Origin of the sequence: Bacillus sp. EB106-08-02-XG196 (assembly GCF_013396335.1) — a bacterium.
Taxonomy (GTDB): Bacteria; Bacillota; Bacilli; order Bacillales; family Cytobacillaceae; genus Neobacillus.
In genome coordinates this window covers 17,189-38,763 of sequence record NZ_JABWSY010000011.1, presented here as the reverse complement: position 1 = coordinate 38,763, position 21,575 = coordinate 17,189, and the positions used below count along the sequence as shown (strand labels likewise).

19 protein-coding genes and 2 riboswitches are annotated in these 21,575 nt (G+C 40.8%); all 19 genes read right to left on the bottom strand.

Features of this window, described 5'->3' with window-relative positions; translation table 11 throughout:
• Window positions 1–88: 88 nt before the first annotated feature.
• The 19 genes from MLOOGBEN_RS17585 to MLOOGBEN_RS17495 all read right to left on the bottom strand — a co-directional run bounded on the left by MLOOGBEN_RS17585 (window position 89) and on the right by MLOOGBEN_RS17495 (window position 21,391).
• On the bottom strand, window positions 89–922 hold the full coding sequence (locus tag MLOOGBEN_RS17585) for a carbohydrate ABC transporter permease (RefSeq protein WP_218781232.1): 834 nt from the start codon (window positions 920–922) through the stop codon (window positions 89–91).
• Window positions 922–1,854 carry a carbohydrate ABC transporter permease gene (locus tag MLOOGBEN_RS17580; RefSeq protein ID WP_256989145.1) on the bottom strand — a complete coding sequence of 311 codons (933 nt, stop codon included), beginning with the start codon at window positions 1,852–1,854 and terminating at the stop codon, window positions 922–924. The genes MLOOGBEN_RS17585 and MLOOGBEN_RS17580 overlap by 1 nt, the downstream gene beginning before the upstream one ends.
• A 66-nt stretch (window positions 1,855–1,920) precedes the next feature.
• Complete coding sequence (locus MLOOGBEN_RS17575; protein ID WP_179159578.1) at window positions 1,921–3,246, bottom strand: ABC transporter substrate-binding protein; 1,326 nt, start codon at window positions 3,244–3,246, stop codon at window positions 1,921–1,923.
• Window positions 3,247–3,312: 66 nt separating this feature from the next.
• The gene (locus MLOOGBEN_RS17570) at window positions 3,313–4,482 is read right to left on the bottom strand and encodes a trans-sulfuration enzyme family protein (RefSeq protein ID WP_179159577.1); all 1,170 of its coding nucleotides are present in this window, start codon (window positions 4,480–4,482) and stop codon (window positions 3,313–3,315) included.
• A gap of 16 nt (window positions 4,483–4,498) precedes the next feature.
• Window positions 4,499–5,176, bottom strand: coding sequence for a FadR/GntR family transcriptional regulator (locus tag MLOOGBEN_RS17565; protein ID WP_179159576.1), 678 nt, complete (start codon window positions 5,174–5,176; stop codon window positions 4,499–4,501).
• Window positions 5,177–5,504: 328 nt separating this feature from the next.
• Window positions 5,505–6,275, bottom strand: a complete 771-nt coding sequence (locus tag MLOOGBEN_RS17560) for a 3-oxoacyl-ACP reductase (RefSeq protein ID WP_179159575.1) — start codon at window positions 6,273–6,275, stop codon at window positions 5,505–5,507.
• Between the two features lie 14 nt (window positions 6,276–6,289).
• Window positions 6,290–7,306 carry an ABC transporter substrate-binding protein gene (locus tag MLOOGBEN_RS17555; protein ID WP_218781231.1) on the bottom strand — a complete coding sequence of 339 codons (1,017 nt, stop codon included), beginning with the start codon at window positions 7,304–7,306 and terminating at the stop codon, window positions 6,290–6,292.
• Window positions 7,307–7,322: 16 nt separating this feature from the next.
• Window positions 7,323–8,069, bottom strand: a complete 747-nt coding sequence (locus tag MLOOGBEN_RS17550; RefSeq protein ID WP_179159574.1) for an ABC transporter permease — start codon at window positions 8,067–8,069, stop codon at window positions 7,323–7,325.
• On the bottom strand, window positions 8,069–8,809 hold the full coding sequence (locus MLOOGBEN_RS17545) for an ABC transporter ATP-binding protein (RefSeq protein WP_179159573.1): 741 nt from the start codon (window positions 8,807–8,809) through the stop codon (window positions 8,069–8,071). Before MLOOGBEN_RS17545 ends, MLOOGBEN_RS17550 begins: the two co-directional genes overlap by 1 nt.
• An 11-nt stretch (window positions 8,810–8,820) precedes the next feature.
• Window positions 8,821–10,269, bottom strand: a complete 1,449-nt coding sequence (locus MLOOGBEN_RS17540; protein WP_179159572.1) for an acyl-CoA reductase — start codon at window positions 10,267–10,269, stop codon at window positions 8,821–8,823.
• On the bottom strand, window positions 10,269–11,351 hold the full coding sequence (locus tag MLOOGBEN_RS17535; RefSeq protein WP_179159571.1) for a LuxE/PaaK family acyltransferase: 1,083 nt from the start codon (window positions 11,349–11,351) through the stop codon (window positions 10,269–10,271). The genes MLOOGBEN_RS17540 and MLOOGBEN_RS17535 overlap by 1 nt, the downstream gene beginning before the upstream one ends.
• A 23-nt stretch (window positions 11,352–11,374) precedes the next feature.
• Window positions 11,375–11,884 carry an energy coupling factor transporter S component ThiW gene (thiW, locus tag MLOOGBEN_RS17530; protein ID WP_179159570.1) on the bottom strand — a complete coding sequence of 170 codons (510 nt, stop codon included), beginning with the start codon at window positions 11,882–11,884 and terminating at the stop codon, window positions 11,375–11,377.
• 81 nt (window positions 11,885–11,965) lie between these two features.
• Window positions 11,966–12,070, bottom strand: a riboswitch (TPP riboswitch).
• Window positions 12,071–12,094: 24 nt separating this feature from the next.
• On the bottom strand, window positions 12,095–12,754 hold the full coding sequence (gene thiE / locus MLOOGBEN_RS17525; RefSeq protein ID WP_179159569.1) for a thiamine phosphate synthase: 660 nt from the start codon (window positions 12,752–12,754) through the stop codon (window positions 12,095–12,097).
• A 10-nt stretch (window positions 12,755–12,764) separates the two neighbouring features.
• Window positions 12,765–13,571 (bottom strand): bifunctional hydroxymethylpyrimidine kinase/phosphomethylpyrimidine kinase, encoded by an 807-nt coding sequence (thiD, locus tag MLOOGBEN_RS17520; RefSeq protein ID WP_179159568.1) that lies wholly within the window; start codon window positions 13,569–13,571, stop codon window positions 12,765–12,767.
• Window positions 13,572–13,589: 18 nt separating this feature from the next.
• The gene (gene thiM / locus MLOOGBEN_RS17515) at window positions 13,590–14,399 is read right to left on the bottom strand and encodes a hydroxyethylthiazole kinase (RefSeq protein WP_179159567.1); all 810 of its coding nucleotides are present in this window, start codon (window positions 14,397–14,399) and stop codon (window positions 13,590–13,592) included.
• Between the two features lie 112 nt (window positions 14,400–14,511).
• Window positions 14,512–14,622, bottom strand: a riboswitch (TPP riboswitch).
• A gap of 179 nt (window positions 14,623–14,801) precedes the next feature.
• A complete protein-coding gene (locus tag MLOOGBEN_RS17510) occupies window positions 14,802–18,008 on the bottom strand; it encodes a coiled-coil domain-containing protein (protein ID WP_179159566.1) in 3,207 nt (1,068 codons plus the stop codon).
• Window positions 18,005–18,670, bottom strand: coding sequence for a hypothetical protein (locus MLOOGBEN_RS17505; protein ID WP_179159744.1), 666 nt, complete (start codon window positions 18,668–18,670; stop codon window positions 18,005–18,007). Before MLOOGBEN_RS17505 ends, MLOOGBEN_RS17510 begins: the two co-directional genes overlap by 4 nt.
• A gap of 1 nt (window position 18,671) precedes the next feature.
• Window positions 18,672–20,087 carry a hypothetical protein gene (locus tag MLOOGBEN_RS17500; protein ID WP_179159745.1) on the bottom strand — a complete coding sequence of 472 codons (1,416 nt, stop codon included), beginning with the start codon at window positions 20,085–20,087 and terminating at the stop codon, window positions 18,672–18,674.
• A complete protein-coding gene (locus tag MLOOGBEN_RS17495) occupies window positions 20,072–21,391 on the bottom strand; it encodes a DUF2399 domain-containing protein (RefSeq protein WP_179159565.1) in 1,320 nt (439 codons plus the stop codon). Before MLOOGBEN_RS17495 ends, MLOOGBEN_RS17500 begins: the two co-directional genes overlap by 16 nt.
• Window positions 21,392–21,575 lie beyond the last annotated feature (184 nt).

Genomic DNA, 21,575 nt, shown 5'->3' with positions numbered 1-21,575 from the left:
TAGTAAATCGGGTGTTCTTATTAAGGTTCTTAACGTATTACTTACCCATGACACTGAAACTACCTACAACAAGGGATAGTACAGATCACTACCCCTTAATAGAACCTTGTGTCATCCCTTCAACAATATACTTCTGAGCAAAAGCGAACAACAGCAGTGTCGGTATAACAGATAATACGGTTGCGGCTGACATCGATCCCCAATCAATATCAAATTTTGTAATAAACGAGTTCATGGCCACAGGAATCGTTTTGGCCTCTTCTTTATCGATGAACATAACCGCAAGGAACAATTCGTTCCAACACTGTACAAATGCGAAAATGAATGTTGCAGCCAATCCCGGCAGCATGACAGGAATGATCACTTTATATAGCGCTGTTATCCGTGAACAGCCATCAATCATGGCTGCCTCCTCCAAACTTGACGGAATCCTTTCAAAGAAGCCCTTCATCATTACCGTACAAAACGGCACCATCATCACCGTATACATGAGCATTAACGAAGGCAGTCGATTAATCAGATCCAGCTTGGACATTAACAAATATAATGGTGCCAGCCCTATAAATAAGGGAATCATTTGGGTAATGAAGAAAGCAAAGATGACCTGCGTTTTACCTTTAAACTCAAACCGGGCTAGAACATAACCTCCAAGTGTAGCAATAATTAAGGAAATAACTCCTGAAACCAAGGAAAGAATCAAGCTATTCATAATATAAACATCGAAGTTTGAAATCTTAATGATATTTATATAGTTTTCGAATGTAACGTTTTCCGGCCAATATTGGATGGGGAAGGTAAACATTTCATTCGACGGTTTTAATGAAGTAACGAAAATCCAATACAGCGGGAACACTGTGAAGATAAGAAATAGGGATAAGAAAACAACTTTTACCAACAGTTTCCAAGTTATTTGTCTCATCATTAAAAATCACCCGCTTTATTGAATTTCGTTGCTAGGAGATAAAAGATTGAAAAAAAAATTAAAATAAAAACGATAATAACCCCAACAGCAGCAGCTTGTCCGTAGTTTTGTCCATACATGATTTTCTCCAGCATAAAGGTCGATAGAATATGTGTTGAACCCGCAGGTCCGCCATTTGTAAGGGAGTAGATTAAATCAGGAAAATTTAAGATCCAAATGACTCTTAGCAACGTTGTGACAATCAGTGTTGGCAAAATATATGGGATGGTAATGTTAAAAAGCTGTTGGAAATAGCCGGCACCATCAATCTTTGCTGCTTCAAACAACTCTTCAGGGATCGATTGTAAGGCAGCTAAAATCATAATCGCAAAGAAGGTAATCCCGTACCAGACATTTGCAACAATGACAGAAACCATAGCCCAGGTGGGGTCGGCCAAGAAAGGGATAGCGCTATCAATGATTCCAAACTTCATCAACAGGTCATTAATCACCCCGCCTTGTCCATTTAGCATCCAGCGCCAAATCAACCCGATTAAAAAACCCGACATCGCCCACGGAAAAAAGATAAATGCTTGGTAAACCCCTCTGCCCTTGAACTTCCTTCTCAACATCAATGCTACGATAAATCCAATGAAGAATTGAGGAATTAACGAGAAAAAGACCCAATAGAAACTATTAACGAGTGACTCTTTAAATCCTATATCGGCCATGATTGTTTTGAAGTTTTCTAGACCGATAAATTTAATGTTCATTAAATCATAGGCAGAATAATTTTGAAATGCCATGATCACCCCTTTTAACAAGGGATAATAGGTGAAGATAGAAACAAGTATGATGGCTGGGAGTAAACAAAGGAATATGAAAAGACCATGTTTTGACATACGAAACAATGGCAGGCCTCTTTCTGTAACTGTTTCAGTTTGAATTTTCAAGTTTCATATTCTCCTCTCCAAAAAAGAAACAAGGGCAGCAGTTCTTCCCACTGCCCTCCATTTACTTTATTTATGATTTTCTTTTTCCTTTTTCCAAAAATCAGTCCACTTAGCTAATACATCTTCATTTGATACCTTATCTAATAACAGAGCTTGTATGTCCTTTTCAGCCAAGGCACGGTATTCAGCATATCCCTTATAGTGGACAGGACGGTCAGCGATTAAGAATTCTTCTGGCTTTGTATTCATTTCAATGTAAGAGCTAAAGTAGCCCTCTTTGAAATAGGGGTCGTCACCGGCACTTAAATGAATCGGAATAAGTGAGTTTTCCTTGGCGAAAAATAAATTTTGTTCAGGACTTGATAAGAAAGATACAAGCTTCCATGCCTCTTCCTTATGCTTGGAGAAAGCACCAATTCCCCAGCCTGCTGTTCCTGCCGACTGCTGCGCCACCCCTGATGGAGTTCCTTTAGGCAGTGGAGCTGTATCCCATGTTCCTTCTTTCATATTTTCCTCAGCGGTTACAATGACCTCTGGATCCTGAATTAACATTGCAGTCATTCCGGAAGTAAAGCCTTGAACCATTTCCGGGTAGCTCCAGCTGATCGAATCAGGAGGAGACGCTTTCTTATATACTTCAACAAAGGTATCGAGCACCTGCATGGCTTCTGGTGTATCAAACATGACCTTACCATCAGTTGTGAAATACGCATCCTTTTTCGCAATCTTTTCCCCGAGGAATGACCATGTCATAAATTCAATATAATCCGAAGAGCCTGCACCGCCTCGGAAGCTATAGCCATAGCGATTCTTTGAAGGGTCGGTTAATTTAATGGCTGCGTCTACTAACTCTTCCCACGTTTCCGGAACCTCAATTCCAGCTTCTTCAAACCAATCCTTCCGATAGAATAACGTTTTTTCATATACACCATAAGGGATATAATAAGGTTTATCGTCAACAGCTGTTGCTCCATGCTTAATCGTTTCCGTTAACGAATTCCAGTCTTCCCACTTGCTTGTATAGGAGGATAGGTCTTCAATAAATTGATTTGCTGCCCAGTTCTTAACCGTCTGCTCACGCACTTCTAATACATCAATATCCTCTTTTGCCATCAGCATTTGTGTGATTTTTTCATCAGCGCTTTGCAAAGGAGGAGAAATCAATTCAACTTTAATGTTCGGATTTTCCTCTTCAAATTTAGCGATCATTTCCTTTAAGAGTGTCGTCCTGGCTGGACTCGTAATACTTTCAATCATCCTTAATGTGACTTTTCCATCTTTATCGTCTTTCTCGCTAGTGTTATCTACCTCTGAACTTGTGCATCCTGCTAAGATGCCAACAAACAACATGAATGAAACAAGAACCCAAAATCCCTTTTTGAGATGATGCATACCATTACTCCCCCTTGAAATGTTTGTGGTTATATACAAAAGGGCAGTCCCCTTTTATACCAATGGTTAAACTAGTTTTAATGCTGCCTCTAAATCTTCGATTAACTCATCGACATTCTCTAAACCGACAGAAATTCGGATCAACCCCGGATCCAACCTGCCTTTCACTAATTGCTCGACGTTATAGCCATAGTTCGGTGAAATCACGAGACTTTCAAATCCACCCCAGGAAACACCGATTTGAAAATATTTTAGGCTATTAATCACCATTCGGACCGATTCGTACGTGTTATTCTTGATCTCAAAGCTCATCAAACCTGTATAACCTTTTAACTGCTCTTTTCCAAGCTTATAGTCTGGCGAGCTTTCTAACCCAGGGTAATTGACCACTTTGACAGCAGGAGATTCTTCTAAAAACGAAGCGATTTTCAACCCGCTTTCCTGATGTGCCTTCATCCGAATTGGCAGCGTCCGGAGCCCGCGCATTAAAAGCCATGCTTCATAAGGCGGCATGACACCACCAAACAGCTGATATTCATGATAAAAAAGATGATCCATGATCTCCTTGCTCGTAATTAAGGCGCCGCCAACAAGGTCACTATGCCCGCCTAAATACTTCGAAACAGAATGGACAACGATATCAATTCCATAGGTAATAGGATTTTGAAAAATAGGTGTAGCCCAGGTATTATCAATAATGGTTTTAATCCCACGCTGTTTAGCAAGAGATGCAATTGACTTCAAATCAACAAGCTTAAAGGACATGGTCGTCGGACTTTCTAGGTAGATTACTTTGGTGTTGGGGCGAATCAATGACTGTATTGCCTCGAGGTCTGTGTTGAGGGTATTCGTGTGAGAGATGCCAAACTTTTCAAGATAGGTAAAGAACTTCGTTGTAGGACCGTATATATTGCTGATACTCAAAACATGGTCGCCTGCTTGCATAAAGGTTAAGATCGCTGATGAGATGGCGGCCATCCCTGAAGAAAACAACTTACACCTCTCCCCTTTTTCCAGTGCAGCCATTTTCTTCTCCACAATTTCAACCGTTGGATTGGTGCCGCGCCAATACAGGTAACTGCTTTGCTCATCTTTCATCGCTTCTGTCAGCTGCTCGAAGTTTTCAAATACAAACAGCGAATTCTGATAGATGGGTGGAACCACTGCTCCATGAAACCGCTCATATTCATCACCGATATGAGTGACAATATGTTCATTTGAGGACTGTGTCGTCATGCCTATTCCTTCTTTCTTATATTTTTCGTAGAGTATCTTCCACTATGTCTATAAATTTATTAAACTCTTGTAACGCATAAGCAGGGTCCCTGTCCTTAATCCCATCCAGCATGGTCCGGTGAAAAGGGATCGTATCTGTAAAAATATGAACAATACCAAAAGGTTTGCTCCAAAGCCGGTTAAACGTGTCAGAGACTGATTCAGCGACACTCTCTAATAGCGGGTTATGTGACGCCCGATAAATGGCTTTATGAAATTCCCAATCCACTTCGGATGAGTCTAGTCCTGCATCCTTTAGGGCAATGACTTCTGTTAGTATCCGATCCATTTCTTCAATTTCCGCTTCAGAGGCCCTGATGGCTGCTAACTCCACCGCCTTCCCCTCTAGTGCTCTTCGCAGCTCACTTATATGTAATAGAGAGTTTTTTTCCTGCTCCACGTCGATTTTCGCCTCAATCTTTAAGGCATCACCATCTTTAACAAAAATTCCTTTTCCATTTTGAACTTCAATGATGTCAAAGCCTTCAAGGAACCGTAAGCCCTCGCGAATACTCGAACGGCTCACACCAAGGATAGATGTTAATTCGGCTACGGAAGGAAGTTTATCTCCCCTCTTTAATTGATGCTCGCGAATATATCTTTTGATTTCAGCCGCGATCATCTCATGCATTGACACCTTTTTAATACTCTTCATGACTGTCACCTTCTAAGAATTAGTTTTTCATGCTCTATGACTGTCAACCTATCGGATAGGTTAAGTTTATTCTGAATATTTAAATAAGTCAATTCTATCTTTTGGTCAAAATCCGACAGACTTTGCTGGTGCCAAAGCTGCAATTATAGGTAAAAACCCTTGCTGTATGGGGCAAGGGTTAATTGTAATATACAAAAGGCAGAGACACTCTGTTCAACATAGAAGAGCAGAAGGTCTATTATTAGTTAAAACTGTCATCCAGCATCACCCTCTTTCTGTTTGGGAGTGTGCTGACCACCCTTGAGATGGTGACAGGCACAAAATCTCACTAACTCATGACCAACCCGCCATCGACAAACAGTGTCTGGCCCGTCATAAATGAACTCCATTCGGAGGCTAAGAACAGGACGGGACCGACGATATCGCTAGGAGTAGCGATTCTTCTTAGCGGGGTTTGCGCAATGATCATTTCCTTTACTTCTTCCTTTGTTTCACGGCTTGCATCGGTTGGATACACGATTCCAGGTGCAATACAATTAACTCTAATTCCAAAGGCACCTAATTCAACTGCTAAATTTCGGCTAAACCCAATTAAGGCTGATTTAGCCGTGGTATAGTCATGATAAGGAACGATTGGCCGTTCCACTAAGTTGGTCACGATATTAACAATACTGCCTCTTGTTTGTTTTTTCATTAAAGGGATACCTTCCTGGCATACATAGTAGGCTGCCTTTAGTGCTCCATCGATTTGCTCTTGATAATCATCCCATTTTAGTTGTGAGAACATTTTTCGCTTATTCGGATTAAACACATAGGGTTTAAAGGCATTATTTACGATTACATCTAATTTGCCAACTTCAAGTTCAATTTCCTCCATCATCCCTTTGACAGCAGACTCAGACGTTACATCTGCCTTAATCGCCCAAGCATCACCGCCAAGCTCAAGGCAGGAGGCGACGGTTTTTTCTGCAGCTTCCTGATTTTGAAGGTAATTCACAATGACGGTTGCTCCCTCTGCGGCAAAACCTTTGGCGATGGCAGCACCGATCCCCCTGCTCGAACCTGTTACCAAGACGGTTTTATTTTCAAATTTCCTCATATGCGGCCTGCCTCCTATTTCTGTTTAGGGATGAAGTCTTCAACGATCACATCGGCCATTTTTAAATCCTTTTGTATTAGTCCCAGCGTTTTATATGTATCAGCACCCTGCTGTAACACTTCTGCTTCTAAAGCGCCCAAACCTCTTACGCTGGTTGCCTCTGATATACTAGCTTGATTTCGTAGTTGTATGATTTCTAAATTATGGTTTTTATCCTTGCCATCAATGGCATATTTTACGGCTAACTCAGCTGCATCCTCTGGCTGGTCTATCATCCACTCTGCACTCGTTTGATAGCCTTCGACAAACTTTTTCAGTAGTTCCATTTTCTCGTTGTACGTTTGTTCCGTTACTACAAAGATATCACTAGGGACATTCAGATAATCCTTTACTTCCATTACATTTACATCCACAAGACCCTTTTCCTTTGCGGTCACCAAGCCCGTGTCGGTTGCCGCTGTAGCATCAACCTGACCTTGGATCAGCGGAGCAAAATTCAATAGACCCGTCTCCACAATCGTGACATCCTTTTCGGAAAGACCTGCTTGGTTTAAGAGCACCAGCAGATTTTGTCTTGTCCCGCTTGAAAGGCTGTAGACGCCAATCTTTTTCCCCTTAAGATCCTCGGGTTTCAGGATATTGCTTCCCTTTAAAGAAACAACATTAAATACATTTTGCGGATAAATATTGTAAATAACCTTTAATTTTGCCCCTTGATTTAAGGCAAAATAGAGCGACCCTGGATCTGTGAAAGCAATATCGGCCTGTCCTGAAAGAATATTTTTGATCGCGTCTCCTCCTCCGGCACCTGGGATGAATTCAACCTTCAAACCCTGATCCTTGAAGAAGTCTTTCTCCTCACTAACAAGCAAATTCGTTTGTTCTGAAATCGGCTGGCTCCAGCTTGCCACTGTAACGCTATCTAATGGTGTTTTATTAGCGGCTTGCTTTTCCGTATTTTTTGAAGCACAACCAACCAGCATCAATAGTGGAATAATGGCTGCGACAGTAATCATTGCTTTTAATTTCATTTGAAAAACTCCCCTCCTATGACTGTTTTTTATATTTCAATAATCTTTTTTCGATTAAATAAGTGATTTGATAAAGAAGAGTTCCAAGGATGGTGACCAATATCAATACCGAAAACATCAAGGGTGTATCCATCATCCCTTGCGAAGCGATAATTAAGGCACCTAATCCCTCACTGCCGCCGATAAATTCACCAACTACAGCACCAACCACAGCAAGAATAGCTGCAACACGAAAACCAGCAATGATACTCGGCAATCCAGCTGGTATTTTTAGTTTAAATAGGATTTGCCATCTGTTTGCGCCAAGCACCCGAAACAGCTCAAATTTTTGTCGATCGGTGTATTGAAGGGCTGTGACGGTATTTTCCATTAACGGAAAAAAACATATTAAAGCAGTGATGACGACCTTTGACGTCATCCCAAAACCAAACCAAAGAATAAATAGTGGTGCGAGGGCAAGCTTCGGAACAGCTTGACTAGCAATCACATAGGGAAATAATAGCTTGCGGAGGAACGCGACCTCCCCCATCAAAATCCCAGCAAACATGCCCAAACAACTCCCGAGAAACAATCCTATGATAATCTCAAGACTTGTTCGAATCAGATGCGGGGTATAATAACCACTTTTTAATCCTTCTAGAAGATTGGTGACAACAACAGACGGGGCTGGAAGGATCAGTTCGTTCATTTGCGAAGCAAGTCCTTCCCAAATGAATAGAATCAAGATGAATAATAAACAGGAATAAATCGGTACTTTTTTCATCATTTTCCCCCGCTAATGGCCGTGCGAATCTGCAAGCATAATTGATTAAAGGGTTGAGAATATCTAATTTCAGCATCTTGACGTTCTTGTAAATCGACTGACAAATCATAAATAATTCTTCCTTTATCCATCACCGCAATCCGATCCGACAAATAGACCGCTTCTGAAATATCATGGGTAACAAATAACACAGTCATTTGATGGAGCTCACAAAGCCGAAGGAGATCATTTTGAAGCTCTTCTCTTGTAATGGCATCAAGAGCTGAAAATGGCTCGTCCAAATATAGCATGGACGGGGTTTGAATCAGCGCTCTTGCAATGGATACACGACTCTGCTGCCCGCCAGAGAGCATAGTTGGAAATTCCTTTTTATAATTAGAAAGACCCATTAACGCTAAAAGTGTTTCCGCTGCTTCAACATCCTCTTTTGTCACTTTGCGTTTAAGAGAGACAGGTAAAAGGACATTTTCGATGACTGTTTTCCATTCCAATAGCGTTGGGGATTGAAAGACAAATCCTATTTTTTCTGAAGGCTTTATCGGCATACCCTGTAACTGAATCGACCCCTTATCAGGGACCAATAAACCAGCAGCCAGCTTTAATAAAGTCGTTTTACCACAGCCGCTTTTTCCCAGTATACTATGAAACTTGCCTTTTTCTAGCTCTAAATTGACAGCATCGACAATCAAGTGCTTGTTTCCATAGCTGTAGTGAACATCCTGTAAACGCAAGAAACTCATGGAACACCCTCCTAATCGATATATGGAGCAAAATTTTCCGCGTACTCCTCTGCTGACTGCTCAATATCAACGATTTGAACAAGATCAAGTAAATTAAAACGGCCGTCGTGATGCCAGCCTGGCTCAGGAGAAGTCATCTTTCCCAATGCACTGATCCTAGTGACTCCAGACTTCCCTAACTCTCGAGCCCAGCGAAAAAGTTCTTTCGGTGCAGCTGCCACACCCACCGTCTGAAGAAACGGACGATAGGGCTTGATGCTCGTCATAATCTCTTCTATTTCATTAAAAGCAATGACCTTCACGGCACGGTTCAAGCAGGTGGGAGTGAAAGGTGCATTCTCTTCATAAACAACAGTCCAATGATGGTCCATTTGCCCAAAGACTACTTTATTGGGACTTGTAAAGGCCGTTATTTCTTCTTGATTACGCCAATGCGATACAGCTGTCATGTCTTCCAGGGAAAGAGCCCGCCTTGGGTATCTCTTTTCAAAGCTTTCAAGTTCATGAGCCATATACTGGGCAAACTCTGCAGGTGAGACATTACCCCCTTTTTGCACATAGAAAATATGGGGAGAATAACAGCCCTGTTGGTCAAATTGAATGATGTCGAATGCAGCATGATGAGCCGTCGTTAAAGCCTTTCGTGAATCAAGGGCTGTGTTGCCGATGACTCCAAAACTCACTTTATGACCGAATGGAAGAAAGCGAGTGGAGGCAGGAATTCTTCGACTCATCGATTCCAATGAATCATTACTGCCATAACCGACCACCACATCTGGAAACGGGAACATCTCCTTTTCTATTTCCTCGTCTCCTCCCTTCCACCAAACAACGGCGAAGCAATCCGCTAATGGAGGAGCAATTTCGACCAGCAACTGAGCAAACCAACCTGCAAACAACGGCTCAGAGCTTGATACCTTGCCCATGTTACCTGACTTCACCAATAAACCCGAAATCAGACTCCACAACGGGAGTGCCGGTACATTTCCAGCCCAAATATGGAGGATTAAATCAGGCCCAACCGCTTTGGAAAATCCTCTTTTTACCCGGGGCTGAAAATCATCCAGCAGCAAGGGATTACCTAAGTCCTCGACAACGAAGCGCTGCAGCTCCTGCTTTCGAAATTTCTTCAAAAAGGAAGTGAGACCAAGGCGGATCATTTCTTCATCGTAACCGGTAACAATCGGTAACAGCTGTTCTGCTTTTTTTCTGAAAGGTGAATTCCTGTCGAGCATGACTTCAACAGCCTGGTCAATGATCGAAATAATCTCAGTGATTGTCATCGATTTCAGTACTTCTTCACTTGCCTTTTTAACCTTTTCTGCAACTTTTTGCATTTGAGATTGAGACAGAAGGGGCGCCTCAACTTCAAGTTGCCCATTCTTTCCCTTAAAAGTGAGAATTTTAGTTTCAACCACTTCTTCCCCGATATCAGGAAGATATCCGACTCTTTCTCTCATCACAATGATCCCTTCGCTGCTCGGATAAATTCCTCAACGGCAAGGGAACAGCCCTTCGCTTCTGTTCCCTGCGCTCTGCCTAAGAGAAGAAATCCATCCTTTACTTTCATTCCTACGTCTTCAGTCAAAATCGTCGTGACAGAATTGAAGTTAGCAAGATCACAGTGCACGATCACTCCACGCTCCCCCTCTCTCACTTCCTCCCCTGTTAACGGATGAACAATTCTCGTTTTCAGCCAATGAGGACCTGATTTAATCGAAGGAACGTGTTCATTTCCTGAATCATACAGCTGTGAACTTAATTCGGTCATGCCATACATATTGATACAATCGATCCTAGGTACTCCGAGTAAACTCGAAATCTGATGATAAAAGTCATCTAAGGCCCATTCTTTTGATTGATTTTTAAATCCACCTGTATCTAAAACCCTACTTCCCGGCGGCAATTGAAAATGGCGTCCCTGTTTTTCTAGTTCCTCAAGCAGATGAACAAAACTATACGACGCTCCTAATAAAGCATACGGCTCACCTGACCGCTCAGCCTGCTCCAATTCTTGTATGAGCAGAGTAAGATTAATCCCATTTTCCGTTAGCAGATACTGACTCTCTGCTGTCCCAAACTCCTGTTTTGCAAGGGTTAAGTACCGGGCTAATGAAGAGTTTGGCATTTCTTCTTCGGTTGGGAACAGAATACCCATGCGAATTTTTTCCATCCCGTTCATAAAGCGTTGTTTAAAATTCAATCTCATTGAAGCGTTCCATACTTGGAGCGTGGGATGATAATGCTTTCCTTTTACGCCTTTTGTCGTGCCACTCGTCATGAAAAAGCGTTCAGCCTCTTCAGGAGGAATGGAACTAAGCGGAACTTCTTTAAAAGCATTAATCGGCACCGCTGGAATATCCCTCCATGATTTAACGGTGCGGAGGGTTTTCCCTTTTTGCTGACAGAATTTCCGAAATGGAAGGTTATTGGTATATTGGTAGGCAAAGCTCTGTAAAGCCATTTGATTAAAATCCTCATCTCCAAGTGAGTCTGATTGAAGAATCGAAAGTAAATCGTTGATGATTTGCTGCTGTTCCATATAAGTAATTCCTTTCAAGTAGATTATTTCACTGAATTTCCTTTTTGTGTAAAGATGGCAACTTTCTTCTTTAAGAAGATGGAAAGAATCATCCAGCCAATGAGTGCACCCGCAATCGAGCTAAAAATGAATAACGGAATAAATCCAAAGACCGTTGCATTTTGACCCAGTAGGAGAGTGGCAATCGGGTAGGCTAGCATTGCTCCAATGATGCCCGTACCGATGACCTCACCGAAAAATGCCATGTAGATCTTTTTGGTTTTCATAAAAAGGAGTCCAGCCAATAAGGCACCAACCATACTACCTGGGAAAGCAAAGATTGATCCAGTTCCCATAATATTTCGTAAGATTGAGACACATAATGCCTGTCCGACTGCATAAATCGGCCCTAAAAGAACGGCAGACAAAACATTCAAGAAATGCTGAATCGGAAACACTTTTGTGAAGCCAATCGGTATAAACAGTACATTACTAGAAAGTGTTCCAATCGCAATCAACATCGCAGTTAATGTGAGTTTATGTGTTTTTCTCATAAAAAAAATCCCTCCAAGTTTTTAATACCACTGGGGGGAAGTCTGGTTCATAGATATACCATTACCGGCAAAATGGCGGTAATCATGTATCCTTCACTTCCCTCCGCTAGTGCAATCCAGATCAGGTTCAGGGGTTTAAGACGCTACGTCTAATCTCAGCCAATTCCGGCTCCCCCAGTGCAGGTATGTAATGTTTAATAGAATACTTACCTATAAACTTTCTAATACATTTTTCCTTAAGGATTTAGCCGCTTCTGTTACATCATCCGCATGGCTGATCGCAGTAATAACCGATACACCATCGGCACCTGCTTTGATAACAGCTCCGGCATTTTCCGCCGTTATTCCGCCAATTCCAACTATCGGAATGGTTACTTCTTTCATTCGCAATTCTTGGATCAGCTTCGTTCCGTTTGAGGGTTTGGCATCTTCCTTTGTTTTCGTCGGATAAACAGGACCGATTCCAAAATAATCGGCACCCCCTCCTAATGCGGCCATCGCCTCTTCATAGCTATGGACGGAAACACCAATGATTTTATCGCCAATTTTCTTTCTAACATTCGCAACATCTTCATCTTCTTGGCCAATATGCACTCCGTCCGCATTCAACGTAATGGCCAATTCGATATCATCATTAATAATGAAAGGAATTTGGTGCTCTTTGCAGATTTGCTGCAGTTCTTTGGCCAGTTCATATTTTGAAACACCCGTTAACGCACCCATCCCTTTCTCGCGGAATTGAAAAAGAGTAATTCCCCCTTCAATCGCTTCTTTTAAAACTTGGGCTGGTTCGCCCTTGCAATTTGGACTGCCCATAATAAAGTAAACCTTCAATGCTTCTCTGATGGACTCGCTATTGTTAATCATCATGGCTTTTCTCCTACCTATTCCTTTCATTTCTTTTTCGATATGCCCAGTGATTGGTTGGTCCGTGACCCTGACCAATCTCGAGTTGATCTTCAATCGCTGCCTGGATAAAATTCTTCGCCTTCGAAACCGCTTCACCAACAGGTAAACCTTTGGCAAGTTCGGCAGTGACAGCCGCTGAGAAAGTGCAGCCTGTACCGTGCGTGTTCTTTGTTTGTACTCTTGTACTCGTATACGTTGTAAAATTCCTTCCATCAAACAATAAATCAGTCGATTCGTTCTGGTCTTCATCATGCCCGCCTTTGATAACCACATTCTTAACCCCTAGATCATAAAGTCTTTTGGCCGCTTCTCTCTTATCTTCCTCCGTACGAATGGAAAGATCGGTAAGAACTTCTGCCTCAGGAATATTCGGTGTAATCACCATCGCAAGTGGTAACAAATATTGTTTCAAAGCAGAAATAGCCTCGATTTGTAGCAACGACGCGCCGCCCTTCGCAATCATAACAGGATCCACCACTACATTTTTCCAATGAAAATAGTTGATTTTTTCTGAAACAGCTTTAATAATTTCAGCGTTAAACAGCATTCCTGTTTTAAGAGCATCCGTACCAATATCTTCCCCAATCGATTGTATTTGTTGAATGACTGCCTCAGGTGTCATGGGAAAGACAGCTTGGACCCCTAACGTATTTTGAGCCGTTACAGCTGTCAGAGCAGACATACCGAAAACCTCTAACTCTTGAAACGTCTTTAAATCTGCCTGAATTCCTGCACCGCCGCCACTGTCTGATCCCGCAATGGTTAATACCTTTTTCATTGTGCTCACTCCTATCCCTTATAACTTTTTAAATGCAGCGAATTGATGGATATCTTCTGAGGAAACATGGGCGAGTTGATTTATGAATTCGATTTGGAAACTGCCTGGTCCCAAGTCGCCCACCTTTTCTACTGCTTTTTCCGCAGCAATACCATAGAAGGTTACCGCAGATAAACCTGCGAGTAAAAGATTCCTTTCCACAGCTGCGAATGCTCCGATGACAGAGGTTAACAAACAGCCGGTACCGGTCACTTTTGTTAACAGCGGATGCCCATTGGAAACGAGATACGTCGTCTCGCCGTCTGTCAGTACATCCTCTTTCCCTGTTATCACGACAATCGTATTCAGCTTTTTTGCAGCCAATAAGGCTAAATCCAGACTATTTCCTTGTTGTTGTTCACCCGCATCTACACCCTTGATTTCCGTCTTTGCTCCTAGGACATTGGCAATTTCTGCGGCATTTCCGCGCAATACAGAGATGTTCACCTCGTTGAGGATCCTTTGCGCCATTTCCGTTCGGAAACGAGTAGCACCTGCTCCAACCGGGTCAAAGATAACGGGAATTCCTAGCACATTTGCTTTTTTTCCAGCTAGTATCATCGAGCCGACCACTTCCTTGTTTAATGTCCCGATGTTCAGGACAAGGGCACGAGAGATAGATACCATATCCTCTACCTCTTCTGGAGCATAAGCCATAACCGGAGATGCCCCAAGGGAAAGGAGTCCATTTGCTGTAAAGTTTGTCACAACAACATTCGTAATATTATGTACAAGCGGGTTTTCCTCTCTGACTCTTTGTAAAATGAAACGTAAATCGCTGCTATTCATTGCAGTACCCCCTTCATATAAATCCTTGTTAAATGTTCCTATCATTCTTTTATACACAAAAAAGCCAGATCCATGATAATTGGACCTGGCTTAAATAGTTAGAGAAAAAGGTAATTTCACTTGGCTACTTTCCCACGCTGGTATTATCCAGATCAGGTCCAAAGGGTCTAAAACTTATCGTTTTTCTCTCAGCCCGTACGACAGGGCACCCCTAGTAATGAAAAATCTTATACAATTATTTTCTATGATAGTCTTCTGGTTTCAGAATGTAAAGTATTTTTCATCAATACGGTTTAGAAGCGAGACTACAAACGAATTTGTTCTGTATTTCTGCGTAATTGTTTCTGTAATAGTAAAAGACTTCATCCTTTTTAATTTAATTATTAATTTTCATTCAATTTCCTATACCATTGTTTTGACTATACCCACTACTTTACTTTGAGGAATAGTTGGATCATGTTGGACGACGAATGCTTTTGTAAATCGATCCAAATACGTGTTTTCATGTGACTTTGGAGTAAGAATAATAAGCTTCCGTTTCAGTTCACTCTCATATAAATCAAACACTTTTACCTTCCGCTGTTCATCAAGTGCACTATCGAACTCATCAAGCACTATAAAACCAGGTGTGGTTTGGAGATTTTGTAGAAGCGCTAGGGCAAATAGCAGTGAACTTAGAGATTCTTCTCCCCCTGAAACCCCTTTTCCCACTCGGCCACCCCTCGCTTTTATACTTACATCTTCCAGTGTACCGCGATGCCCTTCTTTTCGAGCTTTAATAAACAACTGAAAATGAGTTCGTTGTCTTCGATCCTCAAATGAATCCCAGCTGATTTCCCCTTCGAACTGGAACTGGCTCATATAATATTTGAACCGCTGTTGTAGCTCAAGGACACGCATGTTAATCGTGGTTTCCAGCTGATCCTTGAGATTTTCTGTTCTTTCCATATCTTGTTCAAGCAATACGCTCGTCCGTTTATATTCACTATCCAAACGTTCAAATTCTTGTTTAATCGTATCATAATTTTCCTGGGCAGCAGGGTCAATGCCAGCCTCAGTCCGAGCATTATCAAACATAACCTTTCCATTTTCACGGTTTTTCTTTAGTTGTGAAACGGTTATCAAAGTTTCCCCTATATCCTTGTTAATGGTTTCAGAATAAATATCTGGTACTAATTTTTGTAAGTCTCCAAGTTCTTGGATGACATTTACAAGTTCAGCCTGAATGGTTTCCTGGTCATCATGACCATTTTTCTTTTGTTTTTCAATAGCTGAAATCTTTCGTTCCATATCTTGAAGAACATCATCTAAATTTCGAATATCCCGTTCTGATCGCGAAATAGTTCTTTCTACTTGTTCAAAATCATCATAGAGACCTTCAAGCTTTGATTTCTGCATTCTATAAAGCTCTTTTTCCTGGAAACATTGATCCTTTAGTTGATTCCGTTCTTCATATTTATCTTTCATTTTTCCAAGCTCTTCATATATTTCCGCTTCTTCATCTAAGACTTTTTCAAAATTCTCCTGTTGAATTTGCAAACGCATTAGACGATTCTTTTCTTGTTCCAGTTCTTTAATGTTATCTTTCAATAAATCTCTTCGTTGACCTTCTTCATCAAGTTTCCTTTTTTGGGTGACTCTTTGATGTTCATTGGTCATAAAGGCTTCCGCTTCTCTTACCTGATGAATAATACTATTAAGCTCCTGAATCGTTTTTGTATCGGCAGTGATTTCCTTGTCCAAATTAGAAAGTTTTTGAGTTAGGTCGCTGACAAGCTTCTCCACTTCCTGCCTGCGAAGCTTTAATGCCTTCATACTCAATATATATCGATCTTTTTCTTGTGGACCGCGAATTCCCATAGGGTCGATCAAAGTGCCATTTTTTATGGAAAAAGAACCTTCCTTAAAAAATTGCTCTACCCACCATAGTGCTTTCATGGCATGAGTCAGTTCTTCCTCATTTAGCCCATTCTTAACTTGTAAATGATGTGAGGGCAATTTTGTCACTACCCGGTCGGGAATAACCATCATTAGCGGTACATGGTATAAATCGTTCGGAGGTATGATTTGTTTGCCATTAAAAAAAATCGTATATTTTATCGCGTTGTATAATGGTTCATCCTTTAATTGTGCGCTCTCATCCAACTCAAGTAGTTCCCGTAACGGATAGGCTTTTATCTTCAAACTACTGAAAAATTTCATGGACTCCATTTGCCGCACTGATAAATCTCTGTTTTCCTTTAGCAGCCTTAACTCTTCTTTTAATTCGTTTAGCTTTTGTGTATCAGTGAATTGAACATTTTTATTCCGAGTGACTTTTGCTTCAAGAAAATCAATCTCTTCCTGTACAGCATGACTGCTTTTATGCTGATGCAACCGCTCTAGATGAATCTGTTCCCATTTTTCATCATTCTGGATTTCCTGTTGGAGACTGGTAATCAGTTCAACCTTATTCTGCCAAGCCTCATTTTGCTCGTTTAAGAGCTCAGAATTCCTTTGAAATTCTTTATTTGTTTTATCTTGCTCTTCGGAAAGCTTAGATAAAGCTGCTTTGACTTCGTCCTCTGTTCTCGTGATTAGGTTTTTCTTTTTTGTAATTGCTTCTAACTCGAGATCGAGTTGTCCAACCCGCGATAGTAACTGTTTAATTTTTTCATCCATTTCATCGCGTTTTTGTTCTTCTTCCGTTATCTCTAAATCTAGTTCACGATGCTTCGATTTAAAAGATTCCAATTGTTCCGCCATATGTTCTTTTAACCCTTTTTTTACGGTTAAATCATCCTTCGCTTCGGCGATGTCCTCTTCTAAATTCAAAACCAACTCTTCTAATCTTTTTATTTCCTTTTTATAATGTTCTTCCAATTGAAAAAGAGCACCGGCATAAAGACTGCCGCCTTCCATCAGCCGCTTCTGATTATCCAAGAAGCGGTCTAGCGCTGCCTTCTTCATCGATAGTTCTGATTTCATCAGTTTTACATTCGATTCAGCCACCCGAAGTGATTCCTGAGTATCTTTTACTTTCTCCATACTTTCTTCCCAATCGCGCTGAACCTGATCAATCCCATGCATTTCACTAAAAACACGGAAGCGTTCCTCAGGATTCATAACAGCGAATTGGTTTACTTCCTGCTGGTACCATATTAAATAAAAGAGATCAGGATCTACCTTGTATTTATATTGAAGATCTCTTTTATAAGCGGTGAAATTATAAAATCGATCTCCAGAAGTATACCTAACCGTTTCTTCCCATTGGTCAACCACATCTCCAGTAGAAATACTAAATTCCTTTTTCAATGGCTGTCCTGGATCCTGGATAATTTTTAAGGTAAATTCAACAAATGCAGGCGCATCAATTTTCATCTTGCCTTCATTTTTTAATAGCAAAGAAATTTTAGCTTTCCACGTTTTGTCCGGTGCCAGGTTACGAGACTTTAATCCTTCCACATCTACCTTTGAAGAATACAGGACTGCACCCATACAAAACGTAATTGTCGATTTTCCTGATCCGTTTGGACCAGTAATCATAATATGGGAATTTTCCCCTGATAAATCCAAGTGAGTTGGCAGATAGTCACGAATACCAGAAAAAGTTAATCTCCATGGAATCATTCTTCATCACCTTTTTGATAGAGATTGTAACGTTTAAAAAACTTCAATACTTCTTCTTTATTCAGCTGATTCGATTGACTAAATTCTGCCGTCCTCCTTAGAAAGGAATCTGAAAACATATGAACACCTATGGAAGTGAGCTGATAGGCTTTTTCTTGTGAGTTTGTTTCGTAATCCTCAATGGCACCGATTTTCTTCAGTGGATCAATATTCATCAATAAACGCTGATTTGCCTTTGTGGTTTGGTGGCCAAAGGCATTGAGCAGAGTATCAAATAATGTAAATTCATGCTGCAGAACCTCCTGTTGATAAAACATATAGAGGAGGATAGACAAGCTTTCCTTGGTTAATGTATTACGAGCAGCCCTGGCCGGGACTCTCATCATGACAAAACAATAGTCACGCCGCTCATCATAAATCACCTTCATATATCTGTTAATGGCTTGGTTAACCCTGGTTAGAAACGAGAAAAATTTCTCATCATCACCCTGTATTTTCAGTAACTTTTCTACCTCTTTCCTGGATAGCCCAAAATTTCCTGACCGAATCGAGGCGGAAGAGGAAAAGAGAAGATTCATAAAGGTTAGTTCTTCGGTTTCAGTCAGAAATCCCTTTAATGATTGCATCACATTAAGGGGATGTACGTTATCCTGGTCGATCATTTCACTCTGATTGCTTTTCTCGTGAGTTTCGTTTTTTAATAATGTTGGATCCATCGTCACGATTCATCCACTCCCATCTTCGTTCATATTCTGGCACTTGTACTTTTCCTGTGGGCTTTGTTATCGTAATTTTTTTATTTCCTACTAGGGCTGCAATAGCCGTAATCGCATTGACAGCATCACTCCATTGGGAAGAAGTAGCCTCTATGACTAGCTGTTCCATTGGTGTTTCATCATGTTCCTGTAAATAAGATTCAATGACTTCCGTTTCAATCATGGATTTTGTCAGCATCCAATGCGTTTCTCCCATTAATTCGTCGATGTCTTCTTCGGAAATTATTTCTTCGATATACTCAAGCTCCTCTTCCGTTTCCTCAATAGGCTCCGATAATGGCTCATAAGTTTCCAGGTAGTGAACGGCTTCATCTATGGCTGTATGAGGGATGGGTGCAGCAAATTTCACGGGCATCCACAAACCGTCGATTTCTTCCTCCTCGTATTGTCCTTGTTCCATAAAGCTAAATAATTGATAAACATTAGGTACATCCGAATCCAGAGGAGGATCATACATTTGCGTGATAAAGGATCGCACCTTTTCCGGCTGAATAGTGGAGGATAAAGGTGTTTTTTGCATATGAGTAAACTTTAAATACTTATTAATCATGCCCAAACTCAAGTTCGTCCCTTCGGCAAGTACGGCCGTACCCTTATGCATGAAATGGGATAGGACCAAGCTTTCCTCGAAGGTTTGAAACAATCTGAAACGTTCCTGCAATTTAATTTCCAACTCCTGCATTAACTGGTGAATGACCTCCAGCTGTGGAAGGGCATTTCGATCTGCCAGCATTTCAAGCTCTCGTTCTTTCAGGATTTGAATCGCATTTTCAACATTGCGAATCATACTAGCAATCTTATTGCCGCCGGAAATCCCATGGTCATCATAGGCTTCACTCAATTCAGCATCCCGTCTCGCTTGAAAAAGAGAACGGCCAATATCATCCTGCATATAGTAGGCCAACGAATCATTGGCTAATCGGATCAGCGCATCCATCATTCGCTTCCCTGTATCTCGCATTTTCAACTGTCTCGATTGTTTGGAAATCCAATTGTATTTAACGAGAACATTGACAATTTGCTCTATCTTTTTCTTTGTTGGCGGCTCAGGATCCTTATATCGGTTACGATATCGATAATAAACCGTTTCGGCGTTTTCTATTGGATCATCCAAACCTAGGGCTTCCTCATTAATCAATTGAATGATTTTAAGAAACCGCAAAATTTCTGAAGGGGTTTGAAATGCATTTTGTGATCCCAGATCACTTAAGACACCTGATAAAGAAGCAATATCTCTTAACGATTGTAGAACTTCAGGATTCGAATCATTCGCCTGAAAAATCGAAATTAAGGGCTGATCCATTTTTTCCAATCCGCCGCACCTCCCAAAACCTGTTCTTGTTCGATTCTATGGTCTTTCAGTAAGTCTAGCATATAGACTTCATATTCCGGCCAATGATTAAAGACCTGTTTGGTATGTGTTATCCATCTGATTGCACCATTATGCTTTTCTTTAACAGTAAGATACATTTCTTTTGCTATTTGGAAACCATCCGGATCGTAATCACTCCATAATAAAACCTGCGTAATCTTCCCGTTTGTTAAAAGCTGTTTAATACAGTTCTTATGAGAGGACCTAAGATGGCCATCTAGGCACAACATAAGAGTGTTTGTATCTTTAAGGAAATTCTTCTCTGCTGCGATTCTTGTTAAGATTGCTCGATTTTCAACCAGCCAGAGAGTAGTGGAATTGGTGGTATAATCCTCTTCGGATATTGATAAATCAGTGAGTGAATGAACAGGTCCATTCCGGTAATCTGAATAACGTCCAGTAATTTGACCGGAAAAATAAAGAGGTGTAATTTTTCCAAGACTGGTCATACCTAGTAAAGTAATTGGACATTGTGCCCAGTCCTCTAGTTGAGTGATAAAATCATCCTTATTGCGATCAAATTCCTTTGAACCGCCAATTTCTTGATAATAACTTGCTCCAATTTCCTTCCAGTCAAAGTAGATTTTTTGATAGCCCAGCTGTAAAAAGGCAGTGATAAAATGAAGGAATTTAAGTCGCTTTGACAGTGACCATCCGGACGGAAAAGATTGCCACTCTTTTAGTTGATCGACTTCAATACCGCAGATTTCATTTGTAATCATTAAACAAGCTGCATATCCCTTATCCCGTGGGTTTGTTGTCTCATGAACGGGAGACAAAAAGAAGGATTTCATTTTTGTTTTCCAACTGGTAAACTCCTGTTCTAGTTTTTCCTCCTGAGCACGTAATAGGCTTTGTTGATAATCATACAAACGATATCCCATTCTAAAATGTTGTGTATCTACTGTTTTCCCATCTCTTTTTAGGCGGATTTCCTTGATAATAAACCCATGATTTAACCATTTTACTGTATTTGGATTATGCTCATTTAATTGAATTTTTTTCTTTGTTGTAAATCCTATCTCTAGTAATTCATCATCCAGAATGAAAGGTTGTTCTGTTTGGACATTAGCAGCAAGTGCAATTACCCCAACCACACGAAAAGTTCTCTCAGTTTTTTTAATCATTTTTAATTCAACAAAAGGATCATTATTTAGGTTTTTCGGGAGATCTAATTCCTCACCGCTTTTTAACAGAAACTTATTTATATAATTTATTTCATCTTGGCTTAACATAATAATTCTCCATTTCCTTGTTTAACACTATTTTAGCAAAGTATTGTGGTGATTGTAGAATGTAAAATTATGTAGTTTGTTTAGGGCTGTTTTATTGAAATTCTCCCATACAGAAAGGTATTCTAGAAATCATTCTGAGGCTTCCCCATTGCTATATAGAGATTGAACTTTCCAAATGGACGTG

What these genes read in the sequence shown, in the direction of transcription:
- MLOOGBEN_RS17585 (WP_218781232.1), bottom strand. Translation starts at nt 922, where the DNA reads ATGATGAGACAAATAACTTGGAAACTGTTGGTAAAAGTTGTTTTCTTA.
- MLOOGBEN_RS17575 (WP_179159578.1), bottom strand. Translation starts at nt 3,246, where the DNA reads ATGCATCATCTCAAAAAGGGATTTTGGGTTCTTGTTTCATTCATGTTG.
- MLOOGBEN_RS17570 (WP_179159577.1), bottom strand. Translation starts at nt 4,482, where the DNA reads ATGACGACACAGTCCTCAAATGAACATATTGTCACTCATATCGGTGAT.
- MLOOGBEN_RS17565 (WP_179159576.1), bottom strand. Translation starts at nt 5,176, where the DNA reads ATGAAGAGTATTAAAAAGGTGTCAATGCATGAGATGATCGCGGCTGAA.
- MLOOGBEN_RS17560 (WP_179159575.1), bottom strand. Translation starts at nt 6,275, where the DNA reads ATGAGGAAATTTGAAAATAAAACCGTCTTGGTAACAGGTTCGAGCAGG.
- MLOOGBEN_RS17555 (WP_218781231.1), bottom strand. Translation starts at nt 7,306, where the DNA reads ATGAAATTAAAAGCAATGATTACTGTCGCAGCCATTATTCCACTATTG.
- MLOOGBEN_RS17550 (WP_179159574.1), bottom strand. Translation starts at nt 8,069, where the DNA reads ATGAAAAAAGTACCGATTTATTCCTGTTTATTATTCATCTTGATTCTA.
- MLOOGBEN_RS17545 (WP_179159573.1), bottom strand. Translation starts at nt 8,809, where the DNA reads ATGAGTTTCTTGCGTTTACAGGATGTTCACTACAGCTATGGAAACAAG.
- MLOOGBEN_RS17540 (WP_179159572.1), bottom strand. Translation starts at nt 10,269, where the DNA reads ATGAGAGAAAGAGTCGGATATCTTCCTGATATCGGGGAAGAAGTGGTT.
- MLOOGBEN_RS17535 (WP_179159571.1), bottom strand. Translation starts at nt 11,351, where the DNA reads ATGGAACAGCAGCAAATCATCAACGATTTACTTTCGATTCTTCAATCA.
- thiW (WP_179159570.1), bottom strand. Translation starts at nt 11,884, where the DNA reads ATGAGAAAAACACATAAACTCACATTAACTGCGATGTTGATTGCGATT.
- thiE (WP_179159569.1), bottom strand. Translation starts at nt 12,754, where the DNA reads ATGATGATTAACAATAGCGAGTCCATCAGAGAAGCATTGAAGGTTTAC.
- thiD (WP_179159568.1), bottom strand. Translation starts at nt 13,571, where the DNA reads ATGAAAAAGGTATTAACCATTGCGGGATCAGACAGTGGCGGCGGTGCA.
- thiM (WP_179159567.1), bottom strand. Translation starts at nt 14,399, where the DNA reads ATGAATAGCAGCGATTTACGTTTCATTTTACAAAGAGTCAGAGAGGAA.
- MLOOGBEN_RS17510 (WP_179159566.1), bottom strand. Translation starts at nt 18,008, where the DNA reads ATGATTCCATGGAGATTAACTTTTTCTGGTATTCGTGACTATCTGCCA.
- MLOOGBEN_RS17505 (WP_179159744.1), bottom strand. Translation starts at nt 18,670, where the DNA reads ATGATCGACCAGGATAACGTACATCCCCTTAATGTGATGCAATCATTA.
- MLOOGBEN_RS17500 (WP_179159745.1), bottom strand. Translation starts at nt 20,087, where the DNA reads ATGGATCAGCCCTTAATTTCGATTTTTCAGGCGAATGATTCGAATCCT.
- MLOOGBEN_RS17495 (WP_179159565.1), bottom strand. Translation starts at nt 21,391, where the DNA reads ATGTTAAGCCAAGATGAAATAAATTATATAAATAAGTTTCTGTTAAAA.